Annotated in this window: 15 protein-coding genes; 14 read left to right on the forward strand and 1 reads right to left on the reverse strand. The window is 69.2% G+C overall.

What is annotated here, in order from left to right; genetic code table 11:
* The first annotated feature begins 145 nt into the window (after positions 1–145).
* The 12 genes from ABZU76_RS13525 to ABZU76_RS13580 all read left to right on the forward strand — a co-directional run bounded on the left by ABZU76_RS13525 (position 146) and on the right by ABZU76_RS13580 (position 12,725).
* A complete protein-coding gene (locus ABZU76_RS13525) occupies positions 146–733 on the forward strand; it encodes a TetR family transcriptional regulator (protein ID WP_354868571.1) in 588 nt (195 codons plus the stop codon).
* A 266-nt stretch (positions 734–999) separates the two neighbouring features.
* Entirely contained in the window at positions 1,000–1,767 is a 768-nt protein-coding gene (locus ABZU76_RS13530) for an SDR family oxidoreductase (protein ID WP_354868573.1), read from the forward strand.
* 55 nt (positions 1,768–1,822) lie between these two features.
* Complete coding sequence (locus tag ABZU76_RS13535) at positions 1,823–2,731, forward strand: MBL fold metallo-hydrolase (protein WP_354868575.1); 909 nt, start codon at positions 1,823–1,825, stop codon at positions 2,729–2,731.
* An 89-nt stretch (positions 2,732–2,820) separates the two neighbouring features.
* Positions 2,821–3,588: an SDR family oxidoreductase gene (locus ABZU76_RS13540; protein WP_354868578.1), complete on the forward strand. Its 768-nt coding sequence runs from the start codon at positions 2,821–2,823 to the stop codon at positions 3,586–3,588.
* A gap of 191 nt (positions 3,589–3,779) precedes the next feature.
* Positions 3,780–4,685 carry an NmrA family NAD(P)-binding protein gene (locus ABZU76_RS13545; RefSeq protein ID WP_354868581.1) on the forward strand — a complete coding sequence of 302 codons (906 nt, stop codon included), beginning with the start codon at positions 3,780–3,782 and terminating at the stop codon, positions 4,683–4,685.
* Positions 4,686–4,712: 27 nt separating this feature from the next.
* Positions 4,713–5,678: an alpha/beta hydrolase fold domain-containing protein gene (locus ABZU76_RS13550; RefSeq protein WP_354868584.1), complete on the forward strand. Its 966-nt coding sequence runs from the start codon at positions 4,713–4,715 to the stop codon at positions 5,676–5,678.
* Positions 5,675–6,265: a CGNR zinc finger domain-containing protein gene (locus ABZU76_RS13555; RefSeq protein WP_354868587.1), complete on the forward strand. Its 591-nt coding sequence runs from the start codon at positions 5,675–5,677 to the stop codon at positions 6,263–6,265. The genes ABZU76_RS13550 and ABZU76_RS13555 overlap by 4 nt, the downstream gene beginning before the upstream one ends.
* Positions 6,266–6,470: 205 nt before the next feature.
* The gene (locus tag ABZU76_RS13560) at positions 6,471–7,328 is read left to right on the forward strand and encodes an alpha/beta hydrolase (RefSeq protein ID WP_354868590.1); all 858 of its coding nucleotides are present in this window, start codon (positions 6,471–6,473) and stop codon (positions 7,326–7,328) included.
* Between the two features lie 130 nt (positions 7,329–7,458).
* Positions 7,459–8,040 carry a TetR/AcrR family transcriptional regulator gene (locus ABZU76_RS13565; protein ID WP_354868593.1) on the forward strand — a complete coding sequence of 194 codons (582 nt, stop codon included), beginning with the start codon at positions 7,459–7,461 and terminating at the stop codon, positions 8,038–8,040.
* Between the two features lie 98 nt (positions 8,041–8,138).
* Positions 8,139–9,572, forward strand: coding sequence for an MFS transporter (locus ABZU76_RS13570; RefSeq protein ID WP_354869292.1), 1,434 nt, complete (start codon positions 8,139–8,141; stop codon positions 9,570–9,572).
* 279 nt (positions 9,573–9,851) lie between these two features.
* The gene (locus ABZU76_RS13575) at positions 9,852–12,125 is read left to right on the forward strand and encodes a M4 family metallopeptidase (RefSeq protein WP_354868595.1); all 2,274 of its coding nucleotides are present in this window, start codon (positions 9,852–9,854) and stop codon (positions 12,123–12,125) included.
* Between the two features lie 90 nt (positions 12,126–12,215).
* A complete protein-coding gene (locus tag ABZU76_RS13580; protein ID WP_354868598.1) occupies positions 12,216–12,725 on the forward strand; it encodes an OsmC family protein in 510 nt (169 codons plus the stop codon).
* A gap of 34 nt (positions 12,726–12,759) precedes the next feature.
* Here ABZU76_RS13580 and ABZU76_RS13585 read toward each other — a convergent pair whose 3' ends face one another.
* Complete coding sequence (locus ABZU76_RS13585) at positions 12,760–13,788, reverse strand: LLM class F420-dependent oxidoreductase (RefSeq protein WP_354868601.1); 1,029 nt, start codon at positions 13,786–13,788, stop codon at positions 12,760–12,762.
* Between the two features lie 273 nt (positions 13,789–14,061).
* On the opposite strand from ABZU76_RS13585, the gene ABZU76_RS13590 reads away from it, so the two are divergent.
* Both ABZU76_RS13590 and npdG read left to right on the forward strand, forming a co-directional pair.
* A complete protein-coding gene (locus ABZU76_RS13590; RefSeq protein ID WP_220242679.1) occupies positions 14,062–15,060 on the forward strand; it encodes an LLM class flavin-dependent oxidoreductase in 999 nt (332 codons plus the stop codon).
* Positions 15,061–15,090: 30 nt separating this feature from the next.
* Entirely contained in the window at positions 15,091–15,789 is a 699-nt protein-coding gene (gene npdG / locus ABZU76_RS13595) for an NADPH-dependent F420 reductase (protein WP_354868604.1), read from the forward strand.
* Positions 15,790–15,840: the final 51 nt, after the last annotated feature.

Consider the following 15,840-nt stretch of genomic DNA (forward strand, 5'->3'; position numbering starts at 1 on the left):
CGACGCGAGTGCAGTCCGGAGGATGGCGAGCGACGGCTCCGGAGGGGATCGCCTGTGGGCGGCGCCGGGTTATGTCGACCGGCATAACACTGAGAGCGACTATATATGTCGGGCGTCATACAGGCAACCGCGGTACACTCGCGGCATGGTCAGACGGTCAGACACCAAGCGGCGCATGATCGGGGCCGCCCGACAGCTCATCCGCGAACACGGCTACCACAACATGGCCCTGTCTGATGTGGTCGAGCGCAGCGCGTCCCCCCGCGGATCGGTCTACTACCACTTTCCCCAAGGCAAAGTTCAGATGGCCGCCGAAGCGGCCGAGGCGCACACCCGCGAGCAGGTCGACCTGATCAACCAGCTCGCCGGCGAGGCTTCGTCTGCCGAGGACTTGGTTCGGGCGTACGTCGAGCTGGCTCGTGAAGGCATGCTGACCAGCGGTTATGGGCGCGGTTGCACCATCGCACCACTGGTGCTCGAGGTCGGGGAGACCTCGGAAGAACTCGGCGCCGCCAGCCGGCGGGCCTTCGTCCTCATGACCGAGACCCTCGCGCTCCAGCTTGTGGTGCTCGGCGCTGAGGCTGCCGACGCCCGGGAGCTGTCGCACGCGACTGTGGCGGGTGTCGAGGGAGCGATGGTGACCTCGCGCGCACTGCGCAGCCCCGAGCCGTTCAACGCGATCCGCGACACCGTGGTCGCCCGAGCCCGCGCTCTCGCCGCAGTCCGCGACTGACACCGCGAGTTAAGTGAATCACCCGAACGAGGCGCTTCAATTATGTCGGTCGGTATATATACGTGCTAGCCTCGCTGGTGTTGGCGCACGCCGCCATCGGAGGACCGGAGGGGTGTCTCGCCGGTCCGGCCCAGTCCACGTCGGACCGGTGAGACGTAGCTGGCTGCCTGACGTGGATGGGTCCCGGTCGAACGGCGTACTCGCTGCGACGTGTCGTCCACCACCGCAAACCTCATCAGCCCTTCAGTGAACTGGAGATTCCAGACATGTCTTCGATCCTCATCACCGGCGCTTCGCAGGGAATCGGTCGCGCCATGACGCTGGAGCTCGCAAAGCGTGGTCACCGTGTCATCGGCACGGCCCGCAATCCGGACAGCCTGGCCGACCTGCCGACCGCCCAGCGCCTCCGGCTGGACGTGACCGATCAGTCCAGTGTGGACGCTGCGATCGCCGCTGCGGGCGAGATCGACGTCGTGATCAACAACGCCGGCGAGACCATGCGGGCCCCGTTGGAGAGCGTCCCGGTGGCCGAGGTCGCCCGGCTGTTCGACCTGAACACGCTGGGAGCGCTGCGCGTCGTCCAGGCCGCGCTGCCCGGCATGCGCGAACGTGGCTCCGGCCACCTGGTGTTCCTGTCCAGCATCCAGGGCCGGATGGTGCTGCCGATCATCGGCCCGTACGGGATGAGCAAGTGGGCGGTGGAGGCCATGGCCGAGGTGCTGGCCATCGAAACCGGGCACTTCGGAGTGAAGGTCAGCGTCGTCCAGCCAGGCGTGGTGGCGACGAATGGTGGCGCGAAGGCCAAGGTCTTCCGGGCCGATGACGACCCGTACGGCCCGCTGTTCGACGAGCTGGTCAAGACCCGCGGTGACGTTGTGACGCCTGAGGAAGTAGCCACGGTCGTGGCCGACACGATCGAGCAGGACAACCCGCCGCTGCGCGTGCCGGCCGGTGCGACCGCGACCAAGGTCCTGGCCGCCCGCAAGACCGCGCCCGAGGACGAGGTTTTCTTCCCCTACGACATCAACTGGTGAAGCGTCGGCTGGTCCGGCCCGCGTCCGTCCACCATCACAGCGGGAAGGAAATCTCATGACCGACGAGACCACCTCGGCCGCCTTCGGCGACGTCGAAGTCACCCGCGTCTCCGAGTGGAGCGATCACTTGTTCTCCCGGCCGGAGCTCCTGCCGGACTCCGGGCGCGAGGAGTGGGAGGCGGAGAAGGGCTGGCTCGAGCCGGTCTTCTGGTCCGCAGAGTCCGAGGACGCGTGGCTGTGCTCACAGAGCTTCCTCGTGCGCAGCGGCGGCCGGACCATTCTGGTCGACACCGGGATCGGCAACGGGAAGCCACGCCCGGGCGTACCGCCGTTCGACCGTCTCGACACCGGCTACCTCGCCAACCTCGCCGCGCTCGGCGTGCGGCCGGAGGACGTGGACGCGGTGGTGTGCACTCACCTGCACCCCGACCACATCGGGTGGAACACCACGCTGGAGAGCGGGGAGTGGCGCCCGACCTTTCCCAACGCGACGCACCTTCTGCCGAAAGCCGACTTCGACCTGTTGTCGGGCATGGCGAAGAGCGGGGACGCGCCGGACCCGCTCGGGTATGTGTCCGCGTTCCTCGACAGCGTCGCGCCCGTCGTGGAGCACGCCGAAACGCAGTTGTGGGACGGCGAAGAACACGTGATCGACGATGCCCTCCGGCTCGTCGCCGTTCCGGGGCACTCGCCGGGCGCGGCCGCCGTCACGATCTCTTCGGGCGGTGACCACGCGCTGCTCGCCGGCGATCTCGTGCACCATCCCATGCAGATCCTCGACCCGAAGCAGCGCAACGCGCTCGATGCCGATGCCGAGACTGCCGCGCAGTCGCGGATCCGGATGCTCGGCTGGGCGGTGGAGCACTCCGCACCCGTGTTCGGCGGTCATTTCCCCGGCGGCCGGGGCGCGCGGATCAGTGCCGCCGGCGGCGCGTTCCGGATCGACTCCTGGACGACCGTCTGAGGGCCGGTGCCGTTCCGGCCGCCTCACCCTCGCGTCCACTGTGGTCACACTCGCACGGCGAACAGCATTCAGGAACAAGGAGAATCACGATGTCGTCCGTCCTCATCACCGGTGCCTCCAGGGGCATCGGCCGTGCCATCGCGATCGAGCTGGCCGGTCGCGGCCACCGCGTGATCGCCACCGCGCGTCGTCCGGAGGCGCTCGCCGACCTGCCGGTGGACCAGCGGCTGCGCCTCGACGTCACCGATCAGGACAGCGTCGACGCGGCGATCCGCGACGCCGGTGAGGTCGACGTCCTGGTGAGCAATGCCGGCGCGACCGTTCGCGTGCCGCTGGAGAGCGTTCCGCTCGACGACGTGGAGCGGCTCTTCCAGCTCAACACCCTCGGGGCGCTGCGCGTGGCGCAGGGAGTTCTGCCGGCCATGCGAGCGCGGGGAGCGGGGCGGCTCGTGTTCGTCTCGAGCATCCAGGGGCGCATGGTGCTGCCGTTGGTCGGTCCGTACGGTGCGACGAAGTGGGCGCTGGAGGCGCTTGCCGAAACCCTGGCGATCGAGACCGGTCACTTCGGGATCAAGGTGAGCATCGTACAGCCCGGCGTGGTTTCCTCGGGCAGCGGCGAGCCGGCCAAGGTGTCCCTGCCGGACGGTGATCCGTACACGCCGCTGCTGGGGGCGCTGGCCGTTCTCCGCGGTGAGGCCGTCACCCTGGAGGCGGTGGCGGTCACTGTCGCCGACACGATCGAGCAAGCCGAACCCGCGCTTCGCGTGCCGGCCGGCGCGCCGGCCAAGCAAGTCCTTGAAGCGCGCAAGTCGGCGCCGGAGGACAAGCCCTTCCTGATGCGCGAGATCGACTGGTGACTGTCCGCCTGAGCGGCGCGCCCGCCCGGCGCTTGTCCCTGTCGGTGAGCACGTACTCGATTGTTTCGGAGTTCCTGTCGTCGTGGCTGAGCATGCCCTCGCGACTGAGGCGCCGCGTTCGCCGTGCCGGCGCAGGCTGAGTACCGCACTTCTCCCAGATCACGATTTTCGGCTCTACGAAAGGTGTTCACGTGTCCGACGACAGGCTGTTCCTGGTGACCGGGGCGACCGGCAGGACGGGAGGAGGGGCGATCAAGCTGCTCCTCGAGCGCGGCCATCGCGCCCGCGCGATGGTGCACCGGGAGGACGACCGCTCTCGTGCGCTGGCGGAGGCCGGTGCCGAGGTGGTCGTGGCCGACCTGCACGACCTCGACGGCATGACCACGGCGTTGCAGGGGGTGACCGGCGCGTACTTGTGTCACCCGATCCTGCCGGGCCTGGTGGAGTCGACGGTGATCTTCGCCCAAGCGGCGACCGAGGCCGGCGTCCGCTCGGTGGTCAACATGTCGCAGCTCCCCGCCCGGCGCGAGGCCGCCAGCAACGCGGCCCGCCAGCACTGGCTGTGCGAGCGCCTGCTGGACCGGACCGATCTGCTCACCACGCACATCCGGCCGACGTTCTTCGCCGAGTGGCTCACGGTGTCGTGGGAGATGCGCGACGGCGAGGGTTACCTGCGCCTGCCGTTCGGCGAGGGCCGGCACGCGCCGATCGCCTCGGCCGACCAGTCCCGGGTGATCGCGGCTCTCCTGGTCGAACCCGAGCAGCACGACCGCGCGATCTACTCGTTGCACGGCCCGGTCGAGATGAACCACCGCGACATCGCCGAGGCCATGGCCCGCGAGCTCGGCCACCCGGTGCACTACGAGCCCATCGGCGTCGAGGAGTTCTCCGCGTCGATGCTGGAGCGCGGTCACGACCCGCACCTCGTCCAGCACCTGCGCAGTGTCGCGCTCGACTACCTCAACGGCGTGTTCTCCGGGACGAACGACGTCATCGAGAAGATCGGCGGCCGGCCCCCACTTTCCGTCGAAGATTTCGTCCGTGCGAAGCGCGCCGACTTCCAGACCAGCGGACCGCGCTTCGTCCCCGCCGCCTGACGCGCGGGCCCAACCGAGGAGTTTTCCTTGTCCTACGCGGTGGATCCGGAGCTGGCGCCCTGGTTGTCGGGGATCCCGGAGATCGACCTCGGCGATCCCCGGAAGGCGCGTGAGACCGAGCGTTCCCTGTCGGCGCAGTGCCCGGAACCGGATCTGGCCGGGCTGACCGTCGAAGATCGCGAAGTCCCCGGCCGCCACGGCGCGCCGTCGGTGCCGGTCCGCGTGTACCGGCCGCGGCAGAAGAGCGGGCGCCTGCCGGCGGTTCTACTGATGCACTCCGGTGGCTTCGTCTTCGGTGGTCTGCACACCGAACACGCCGGCGCGGCGGCGATCGCCGAGTCGGTGGGCGCGGTGGTCGTCTCCGTCGGCTACCGGCTCGCGCCTGAGCATCCGCATCCCGCCGCGCTCGTCGACTGCTACGCGGCGCTGCTGTGGCTGGCGGAAACGGCCGAAGACCTGGGGGTGGACCCGGCGTGGATCGCCGTGTCCGGGCAGAACGCAGGCGGCGGGCTCGCGGCAGCCGTGGCGCTGCTGGCCCGCGACTGCGGCGGCCCGGCACTGGCGTTCCAGGCGCTCGGCACCCCGGAGCTCGACGACCGGCTCGCCACCGAGTCGATGTGGACCTTTGTGGACACTCCGGTCTGGCACCGCGGCAACGCCAAGCAGAGCTGGGCCGCCTACCTGGGCGACGAGGCCGGCGGTCCGCGCGTGTCGTCGTACGCCGCACCCGCGCGTGCCACCGACCTGACCCGGCTGCCGCCGGCGTACGTCACGGCGAGCCAGTTCGACCCGTTTCGGGACGAGGCGCTGGACTACGCGCGCCGGCTCGCGCAGGCGAACGTGCCGGTGGAACTGCACTTGTACCCGGGCACGTTCCACGGATCGACGTTCGTCGCCGGCGCCGCGGTGTCCCGCCGAACGACAGCCGATCTGGTCGACGCGCTGCGGCGAGCGTCGGCCGTGGCACTGCCGGCTTCTGGGCGGCTGCCATGACGTGGCGCGGGAACGAGCGCTACGGTCTTGCGCCGGCGCCGGGCGGGCTCGCCCTCGTCCAGGATCTGCTCAACACCCGTCGCAGCCCGCAGGGGACCTCCGGTGACCTCTTGTCGTCGGTCCGCTCGGCTCAGGAGTGGGCGAATGCGGCGATCGCGGAGTGGGCGAGCGCCGGTGGTGGCCGCAGCCGTGGCGTTCGGCTCAGGGCCGCCGACGTCGAGGAGCTCCGGGCGCTCCGTGACCAGCTCGTGGCTGTGGCCGGGGCCGGGGGCGAACCGTTGCCGGCCGAGCTGCGCGTCGTCGCCGGATGGGAAGCCGGCGGCCGGCTGGTGCTCGAGCCTGCGGGCACCGGGTGGCGGGTCGTCGCGGGTGCGGTGCTGCTGGAGGTCCACCGGGCGCAGCTGCTGGACGAGTGGCGGCGGGTGAAGACCTGTCGCAGCCCGATCTGCCTGGCCGTGTTCTACGACCGGTCGCGCAACAACAGCGCGGTCTGGCACGACGTCCGCGCCTGCGGCAACGCCATCAACCTGCGCGCCTCCCGGGCGCGCGCCGCCGCCCGGGCCGCCGTTGCGCGGCCACGCCGGTGACCGAGGTGCTCACGGCGGGGTTTCCGACCACAGTGGACACTGGCGTCGCCACGGGTTCACGACACCATTCAGAGCCATGCTGAAACCAGCGAAGAACTTTTTCGGACACGCCCTGACGTTTTCTTCGCCGCCCTCGAAAAACCATTCCACGGTGACAATTCCCACCCTTGTCATCGGTCGACCGTCTCCCGTAACGTCTAACCCCATGAGCCGGTTAGAATCTTCGATGGCCAAGGTCGGCGACCTGCGAATGCACTACCAGCGTGGCGGCGACGGTCCGCCCATTTTCCTGCTGCACGGCTGGCCGCAGACGTCTCACTGCTGGCACCGCGTGGCGGGGCCGCTCGCCGAAACCCACACCGTGATCGCGCCTGACCTGCGCGGATACGGGCGCACCGACAAACCCCGTGGCGGCTACGACAAGCGCACGATGGCCGCCGACCTCGCGCAGCTGGCCGAGCAGCTCGGCTTCGATCGGGTGGCCGTCGTCGGCCACGACCGCGGCGGCCGGGTCGGGCACCGCTGGGCTTTGGATCGCCCGGACCAGGTCGAGCGCCTGGCCGTGCTCGACATCGCGCCGACGCGGGAAATGTGGCGGCGGATGGATTCCGTCATCGCGAAGGAGGGCTACTGGCACTGGTTCTTCCATCTGCAGCCCGACCTGCCGGAACTGCTGGCGGGCAGTAACATCGCCGCGTATCTCGGCTACTTCTACGAACGCTGGACGTTCCAGCGCCAGGGTCTTGCTGCAGAAGACGTCGACGAGTACGTGCGCGCGTTCTCCGCCCCGGGGGCCCTGCGCGCAGGTTTCGACGACTGCCGCGCGGCCTTCCCGGACGACGCCGACCTCGACGACGCCGATTACGCGGCGGGCAAGCGCGTGACGCAGCCCGTACTTGCCCTGTGGGGCTTGGCCGGCCTCCTCGGCAAATTCCCGACGCTCGACATCTGGCGCGACTACGCGGACAACGTCACCGGCGCCGGCCTCGAGAACTGCGGCCACTTCCTGCCGGAGGAACAGCCTGAAGAGGTGGTGGCACACCTGCGCAAGTTCCTCGGTTGAGCCTTGATCAGCTCGAGGCCTCGGCTCGCACGAGGGAGGGGCCTGCCTTGACACTGTGGTTGCCGACGGGCACTCTGCGGAGAGAGATTATGTCGGTCAGCATACATGCCTGAGTTGGGGGAATGGCGTCGTGAGACAGGGGCCCGGCACCAGGCAGCGGATGATCGGCGCCGCTCGGGAGATCATCCGGGAGCGGGGCTACCGCGCCATGTCGCTCGCCGAGGTGGTGCAGCGCAGTGCCGCACCGCGGGGTTCGCTGTATTACCACTTTCCCCAGGGCAAGCAGCAGATCGTTGCCGAGACCGCCGGGGTGCACGCGGGCGAGCAGCTTGCGGAAATCCGTCGGCTGGCCGGCGCCGCGACCTCGGCCGCCGATCTGGTCGGCGGGTACGTGGATCGGGCGCGCGACGGCATGATCGCCGGCGGGTACGGGCGTGGTTGCGCCATCGCGCCGCTGGTGACCGAGGTCGGCGAGGCTTCCGAGGAGCTCGGTGAGGCGTGCCGTCTCGGGTTCACCGAGATCGTCGAGGCGATCGCGGTCCAGTTCGTGGTGTTCGGCCTGGGTGACACGGCTGCGGTGGGGCTCGCCCATGCCGTGATCGCGGCGGTGCAGGGTGCGCAGATCACCTCCGGGGCGCTGCGCAGCCCGGAGTCGTTCGACGCCGTCCGGAGTGTGCTCGTCGAGCGGGCCGTCGCCGCAGGCGCGCCCTAGCGTTCGCGGCCGTTGTGACGGCAGGCGTTCTCGGGGCGCGACAGGGGCGCCGAGCAAATCTGACGAGCGACATATTTCGGACCGAGGGCGGGAGAACAGTGGACGTCGAGAAGCACGCGGCGCCGCGGGTAGCGGCTGCGGCGCCCCGGAAACGGCCTCGGGCGGAGGGGCCGACGGTCGCGTTGGCGTGCGTTGCCACCGTGTTGGCGATGGTCATGTTCACGTTGCCCATGAGCACGTTGGTGACACTGGCGAACACCATGGGCGCGAGCGTGATGGGGCGCACGTGGATGCTCAGCGCCGCGAGCATCGGACTCGGTGCGGGCCTGCTCGTCGGCGGTGCGCTGGCCGACCGGCTGGGACGCCGGACCGTCTTCGTCATCGGAGCCGCGGTCCAAGCACTCTTCCTGTTCGCCGGGGCCGGTGTGCCCAGCCCGACCCTGTTCACCATCGCTCGCATCGGTCAGGGACTCGGCGCCGCGGCCCTGGTGGCGACGAGCCTGGGACTGATCGCCCAAGTCACTGCCCCCGGACACCGGCGCACGCGAGCCACCGGCCTCTGGGGAGCAAGCCTCGGTGTCGGCATCCTCATCGGGCCCCTGCTCGCAGCGTTCCTGGAACCGGCGGCCGGCTGGCGCAGCCCTTATCTCCTCGTCGGCCTGCTCAGCGCCGGCTTGATCGTCTTCTTCCGGGCCCTGCCGGCCAACCCCTCCGGCCCCGCCGCGGCCGGCGGACGAATCGACTGTGTCGGTGCGGCGGCCCTGATCGCCGGCCCGAGCGCTCTGCTGGCCGAACTGGTCCTCGGCCGAACCGGCTGGCTGCAACCGACGGTCCTCGCGTTCCTGGCCGCGGGGGTGCTCATCGTGGCCGCCTTCGTCTTTCACGAACGCCGCACGGAATTCCCCTTGGTGGACATCCGGCTGTTCACCAACTGGCAGTTCGTCACGGTCACCGTCGCCGCGTTCACCGCGGGAATCGGCGTGATCTCCCTGACCTCCTACACTCCGACCCTGGTCGAGCAAGGACTGCACGGCTCCTCGCTGGCCGGCTCCGTTCCGCTGGTGATCTGGTCCGGTCTGAGCGTGCTCGTCTCGCTGGTCGCGCGGCACCTTCGCGGGCGCGTCACGCCGGAAACCCAACTCGCCGCGGGGCTGATCATCATCGGCGCCGGCCTGGCGACTCTCGCACCTCTGCACGACCACGCCACGCTGCTGCGCCTGGCGCCCGGTTTCGCGATCGCCGGCATCGGAACCGGTCTGCTCAACGCCTCGCTCGGCGCCCAGGCGGTCGCCACCGTCCCCGCTCACCACGCGAGTATGGGCAGCGGCGTCAACAACACCGCCCGCTACCTCGGCTCCGGCCTCGGCGTCGCGGTCGTGACCTCGACAGTCGACCCGTCGTCACCACAAGCACTTCTGCACTCATGGGCGACCCCCGTCACCATCTGCGCCGCCATCTCCCTTGTCGTCGGCATCGCGATCCCGATCTACGCTCGGGTTTCCCGGAGAACCGGCACACGCTCGGCGACCTGATCGCCGGCTTCCGGAACGCGCCGGGGCTGGGGTCAACCGGCGAACGGGTGCCACTCGGATCGGGTGTCCTCGGTGGACTGAGCGAGCCCGAAATGTAATCTTAATTATTTGTGTCCGCTATGGGCAACAGGGTGAAGTATCAGTAAGACCGTACGTTAGTAGCTTGTTCGCGAGGCTAGGGCGCCGGATTCTGTTTTCCGTTGCGCAGCGCCACTTCCCGTTCCCCTGACCACGGCCCGGCCTCGAACCCGGGCCTGGTTCACCCTGCCCGGAGGAATTATGGAACTGAGACGTTATGCCGTCTTGGCCACGACCGGCGTACTTGTCGGCGCGTTGTGTATCCCCGGTACAGCGCAGGCGCAAACCACCCCGAACGCGGTACCCAACGCCCAAGCCATGGCGGTGAACGCCGCCGCCGGTCTCGTCGCGAGCCGTCCGGCCGCGTTGCACGCCAGCGCGGCCGATGTTTTCGTGCAGCAGAAGGCAATCTCCTCGACCAACGGACTGCAGTACATCCCGTACGAGCGCACCTACAAGGGCCTGCCGGTGGTGGGTGGTGACTTCGTCGTCGCGACCGATTCGACGGGCCAGGTGCTGGCCACCTCGGTCGCTCAGGACCAGACCATCGACGTCGCGACGTCCGTTCCGGCCGTCACCAAGACCGCGGCCGAGGCGACTGCCCGGCAGCAGCTGTCCTCCGTGGACAGTGTGAGCCCGGCCCAGCAAGTCGTGTACGCGCTCGGCTCGCCGAAGCTGGCGTGGAAGAGCACGGCCGTCGGACGCGACGCCGAGGGCCCGAGCCGGCTCGACGTCATCGTCGACGCGGCCACCGGGAAGGTGCTCCACACGCAGGAGCACGTCATGAACGGTGACGGCACCAGCGCGTGGAACGGCCCGAACCCGGTGCACCTCGACACCACGCACTCGGGCAGCACTTACACGATGAAGGACCCGGCCATCACCAACACGTCCTGCCAGGACGCGGCCTCCAACACCACCTTCAGCGGTCCGGACGACACCTGGGGCACCGGCACCGGCACCAGCCGCGAGACCGGCTGCGTCGACGCGCTGTTCGCCGCCCAGACCGAGAACAAGATGCTCTCGCAGTGGCTGGGCCGCAACGGCTTCGACGGCAACGGCGGCGGCTGGCCGATCCGCGTCGGCCTGAACGACGAGCAAGCCTACTACGACGGCACGCAGGTCCAGGTCGGCCACAACACGCAGAACCAGTGGATCGGCTCGATCGACGTCGTCGCGCACGAGCACGGCCACGGCATCGACGACCACACACCGGGCGGGATCTCGGGCGCGGGCACCCAGGAGTTCGTCGCGGACGTCTTCGGTGCTTCGACCGAGTGGTTCGCGAACGAGCCGGCGCCGTACGACAAACCGGACTTCCTCGTCGGCGAGCAGGTGAACCTGGTCGGCTCCGGCCCGATCCGCAACATGTACAACCCGTCGGCGCTGGGCGACAAGAACTGTTACGACAGCTCGGTTCCGGGCGGCGAGGTGCACGCGGCCGCCGGCCCGGGCAACCACTGGTTCTACCTGCTGGCCGAAGGCACCAACCCGACCAACGGGCAACCGACCAGCACGACGTGCAACAACTCGACGGTCACCGGTCTCGGTGTCCAGTCCGCGGTGAAGATCTTCTACAACGCGATGCTGCTCAAGACCTCGGGTAGCTCGTACTTGAAGTACCGCACCTGGACTCTGACCGCGGCGAAGAACCTGTTCCCGGGCAGCTGCGCGGAGTTCAACACCGTCAAGGCGGCGTGGGACGCGATCTCCGTGCCGGCGCAGTCGGCCGACCCGACGTGTTCGGCGACCGGCACCGTCACCGTGTCCAGCCCCGGCAACCAGTCGACCACAACCGGCTCCGCGGTGAACCTGCCGCTGTCGGCCTCGGGCGGCGCCGCTCCGTACACCTGGTCGGCCACCGGCCTGCCGGCCGGCCTGTCGATCAGCACCTCCACCGGCACGATCTCGGGCACCGCGACCACCGCGGGCACCTCGAACGTCACGGTGACGGCGAGGGATTCGGCCGGGAGGACCGGCACGGCGTCGTTCACCTGGACCGTCGGCGCCACCGGCGGCTGCTCCGGCCAGAAGCTCCTCAACGGCGGCTTCGAGTCGGGCAGCGCGAACTGGACCGGCACCACCGGCACCATCGGCCAGTGGGCGTCCTCGGGTGAGCCGGCGCACGGCGGCACCTACAGCGCCTACCTCGACGGCTACGGCTCGACGCACACCGAGTCCGTCGCGCAGTCGGTGAGCATCCCGGCCGGCTGCCACGCCACCCTCACGTTCTACCTGCACATCGACTCCGCGGAGACGACCACGACGACCGCCTACGACAAGCTGACCGTCACCAACGGCAGCGCGACGCTGGGCAGCTTCTCCAACCTGAACAAGGCCTCGGGGTACATCCTCCGGACGATCGACGTCTCGTCGGCCGCCGGCGGCACCCTGGCGCTGAAGTTCACCGGCACCGAGGACAGCTCGCTGCAGACGTCGTTCGTGATCGACGACGCCGCGGTGACGCTGAGCTGACGCACCTGAATCCGCACTGAGAAGGCGGGGAGACCGGAGTCCGGCTCCCCGCCTTTTCGCTTTCCGGCAAACGCAGGCACAATCGAGCGCATGGACTCCGAAGCGCTGCGCGCGACCCAGGCCCCGTTGAAGGACAAGTACCGCGACGAACCGGAGAGCGCGCTCGTCACTCTGCACGCCGACGCCGAGCTGGACGGCCTCGGCATCTCCTGCAAGGTCGAGACCGGCCGCGCGATCGTCGAGGCCGGGCTGCACCCGGCGACCGGCGGCGACGGCACCCTCGCCTGCTCCGGTGACATGCTGCTCGAAGCGCTCGTCGCCTGCGCCGGGGTGACACTGCGGGCGGTGGCGACGTCGCTGGGCCTCGAAGTGCGCGGCGGCCGCGTCCGGGCCGAGGGCGACCTCGACTTCCGCGGCACGCTGGCCGTCGCGAAGGACGCCCCGGTCGGCTTCCGCGCGATCCGGCTGTCGTTCGACCTCGACACCGACGCCGACCCCGACCAGCTCGCGACGCTGAAGAAGCTGACCGAACGCTACTGCGTCGTGTTCCAGTCGCTGCGCACACCGCCGGAGTTCGCCGTGACGCTCGCGGCGAACTGAACCGTCCTAATGCGACAGTTGTCCGGCTCCGGGATCAGGCCATCAGCTCGGCGAGAGTCCGCAGCGTCGCCGGGTCCGCCATGTTCGCGCTGATGACGTCGACGACGGTCGTCTCCCAGGCCTGGAGGTCGTGGCGGATCTTGTGCGGGGGGCCGATCAAGGCGACTTCCTCGACCATCCGGGTGCTGACCGCGGCGATCGCCTCAGCCCGGTGGCCGTCCAGGTACAGCTGGGTGATCTTCTCGCACTCGGCCTCGTAGCCCAGCCGCGTGAACATGTTGCGGTGGAAGTTCACCTCGGCCGCGCCCATGCCGCCGATGTAGAGCGCCAACAGCGGGCGCAGGCTGTCCGCCGCGCGCTCCACGTCGTCGTCGACGCGCACGTTGACGTTGGCGACGACGGTGAACGATTCGGCGGTGTGGCGCGCGCCCGGACGGCTGAAGCCCTCGCCGAGTGCCGCGCGGTAGTACGCGTCGAGCTTGGGGCCGAAGAACATCGAGAGCCAGCCGTCCGCGATCTCGGCGGCGAGGGTGACGTTCTTCGGGCCCTGGGCACCGAGGAAGATCGGGATCTCGGGCCGTCGGGGCCGGATGTTGGCCCGCAGCGGCTTCCCGAAACCGGTGCCGCCCGCCGCGGGAATCGTGAAGTGCTCCCCGTGGAACTCGACCGGGCCTTCCCGCGCGATCACCTTCCGCACGATCTCGACGTACTCTCTGGTCATCTGCAACGGCCTGCGGTACTGCTGCCCGTACCAGCCCTCGACCACCTGCGGCCCGCTTGACCCGAGCCCGAGAATGAAGCGGCCATCGGACAGGTGATCCATGGTCATCGCGGCCATCGCGGTCGCGGTGGGCGTACGCGCCGCCATTTGTGTGCACGCGGTACCCAGCGCCGGTCTGGTCGTTCGCGAACCCACCCACGCCAGTGGCGTCAGGCTGTCCGAGCCGTAGGACTCGGCGGCCCAGATCGAATGCAGGCCCAGCCGTTCGGCTTCCCGTGAGCTTTCGTCGAGGAACGGATGCGGTGCCGAACTCCAATAGCCCATGTCCCAACCCAGGCGCACGCCATCCTCCTCGACGGTAATTGATCATTTTCGGCCAATTGCGGCGAACCTTCACCAGCAAAGGCCTCAAAGCGTTGCTTGATGAAACCACAGAGCGTTCGATGACGGAACCCTGTGACCTGCAAGATCAAGTGAAAAATCCTCGCTCGGCGATGCTTGCTTCCGCGCGCTGGCTGAGGTTAAAGTTCTATGACGAAACGCACTCCATCCTCATGCGTGAGCCCATTCCCCTCGCGCCGGAGGGCACCGCCGCCCCCACCGGAAGGAACGTGAATGAAGCTCGGAACTTCACTTCGCTTCATCTTCGCCGCGTCCGATGAATCCCTGCGCAAGTACCACGAAATCGTCGTCGACCGCGGCGAGTTCAGCGACATCCCGCTGGGCGTCACCGACGTCAGGCTCCAGGCCCGGCAACTGCTCGAGATCGCGAAGACCGCCGCCGAGTGGAACTTCGGCTTCCTGATGGTCGGCGACAGCCACGCCTCGTCGTACGCGAACGCTTTCGCGCCCACCCCCACGCTCGCGCGCATGCTCGCTGTCACCGGCGACATGCCCGTCGGCCTGCTCTACCTCGCGCCCTTCCACCACCCCGTGCTGGCCGCGGAGCAGGTGGGCACGCTCGCGGCGTTCGCGCCGGAACCGCTGACGCTGATCGTCGGCAACGGCGACGTGAGCGAGCAGTTCGACGGGTTCAAGATCGCCAAGGGTTCCCGCGGCCGTCGCAGCGAAGAGTTCATCACTGTCGTCCGCCGGCTCCTGGCCGGGGAGCGGTTCAGCCACGACGGCGAGTTCTTCCAGTTCGACGACCTGCAGATCAACCCGATCCCCAGTACTCCGGCGGAAATCTGGGTGGCGGCCATGGCGGGCAAGGCCGTCGAACGGGCGGGACGGCTCGGCGACGCCTGGGAAACGGCCCCCGGAACGCCGCCGGAGGAACTGGAGAAACAGCTCGAGCTCTACAGCCGGCTCTGTTCGGAACACGGCCGCGTGCCCAAGGCGGTCCTGCGCCGGGACATCTTCGTCGCGGAAACGGACGAGAAGGCGTGGGAGGCGGTCGAACCGGTCGTGGCGGCCGGATATCGCGGATTCGGCCGCGAACGGGACACCTCGCTCGTCGGGTCGGCGGAAACCGTCGTGAAACGACTGGGGTTCTACCGCAAGATCGGATTCGAAACGGTACTGGTTCGCCACATCGTCGGTGACCACGGGCTGATTCTCGATTCCATGCGCCGGATCGGCGACAGCGTCATCCCCGCGATCGCAGATCTGTGATCGCCGGTTCAGAGCCAACAGGAGGAACGGGTGGAAGAAGAGCGCATCGCCATCATCGGTGGCACCGGGCCGCAGGGCAGAGGACTCGCCTACCGGCTGGCGCGGTCGGGTCGCCGGGTGGTGATCGGTTCGCGTGACGTGGCGCGCGCCGAGCAGGGCGCCCGGGCGGTCAACGAGCGGGTCTCGGGCACGGAACCCGTTACCTGGGCGGAAAACCGGGAAGCGGCGGCGGGTTCGCAGGTCGTCATCCTCGCCGTCCCGTACCGCGGTCACGGCGACCTGGTGCGGTCGCTCGCCGGTTCCCTGGCCGGCAAAGTCATCGTCAGCTGCTGCAACCCGCTCGGGTTCGATCGGCGCGGCCCGTTCGGGCTGGACGTACCGGACGGCAGCGCCGCGGAGGAGCTGCAGCTGCTTGTACCGGCGGCCCGGGTGGTGGGCGCGTTCCACCACCTGTCCGCGGTGACGCTGTGGAGCGCCAAGGAGGACCTCGCGGACGAGGACGTGCTGATGGTCGGCGACGACGAGCACGCGCTCGGCATCGCGGGCGAACTGTGCGCCGCCGTCACGGGCAAGCCCGGCGTCGTCGCCGGCCCGCTGCGGCTGGCCCGTCAGCTCGAACCCCTCACCGCCACGTTGATCAGCGTCAACAAGCGGTACCGCACCCAGGCGGGTGTACGGCTGGTCGGGGTCAACCTCCCCGAGATGGACCAGGACGTGGACATCGCCTGAGCCGGCCGCGCCGGCACGCCAGGACAACTCGGCTGCGGCGCCGGTGGCACA

The organism is Amycolatopsis sp. NPDC005232 (assembly GCF_040607795.1).
Lineage (GTDB): Bacteria > Actinomycetota > Actinomycetes > Mycobacteriales > Pseudonocardiaceae > Amycolatopsis.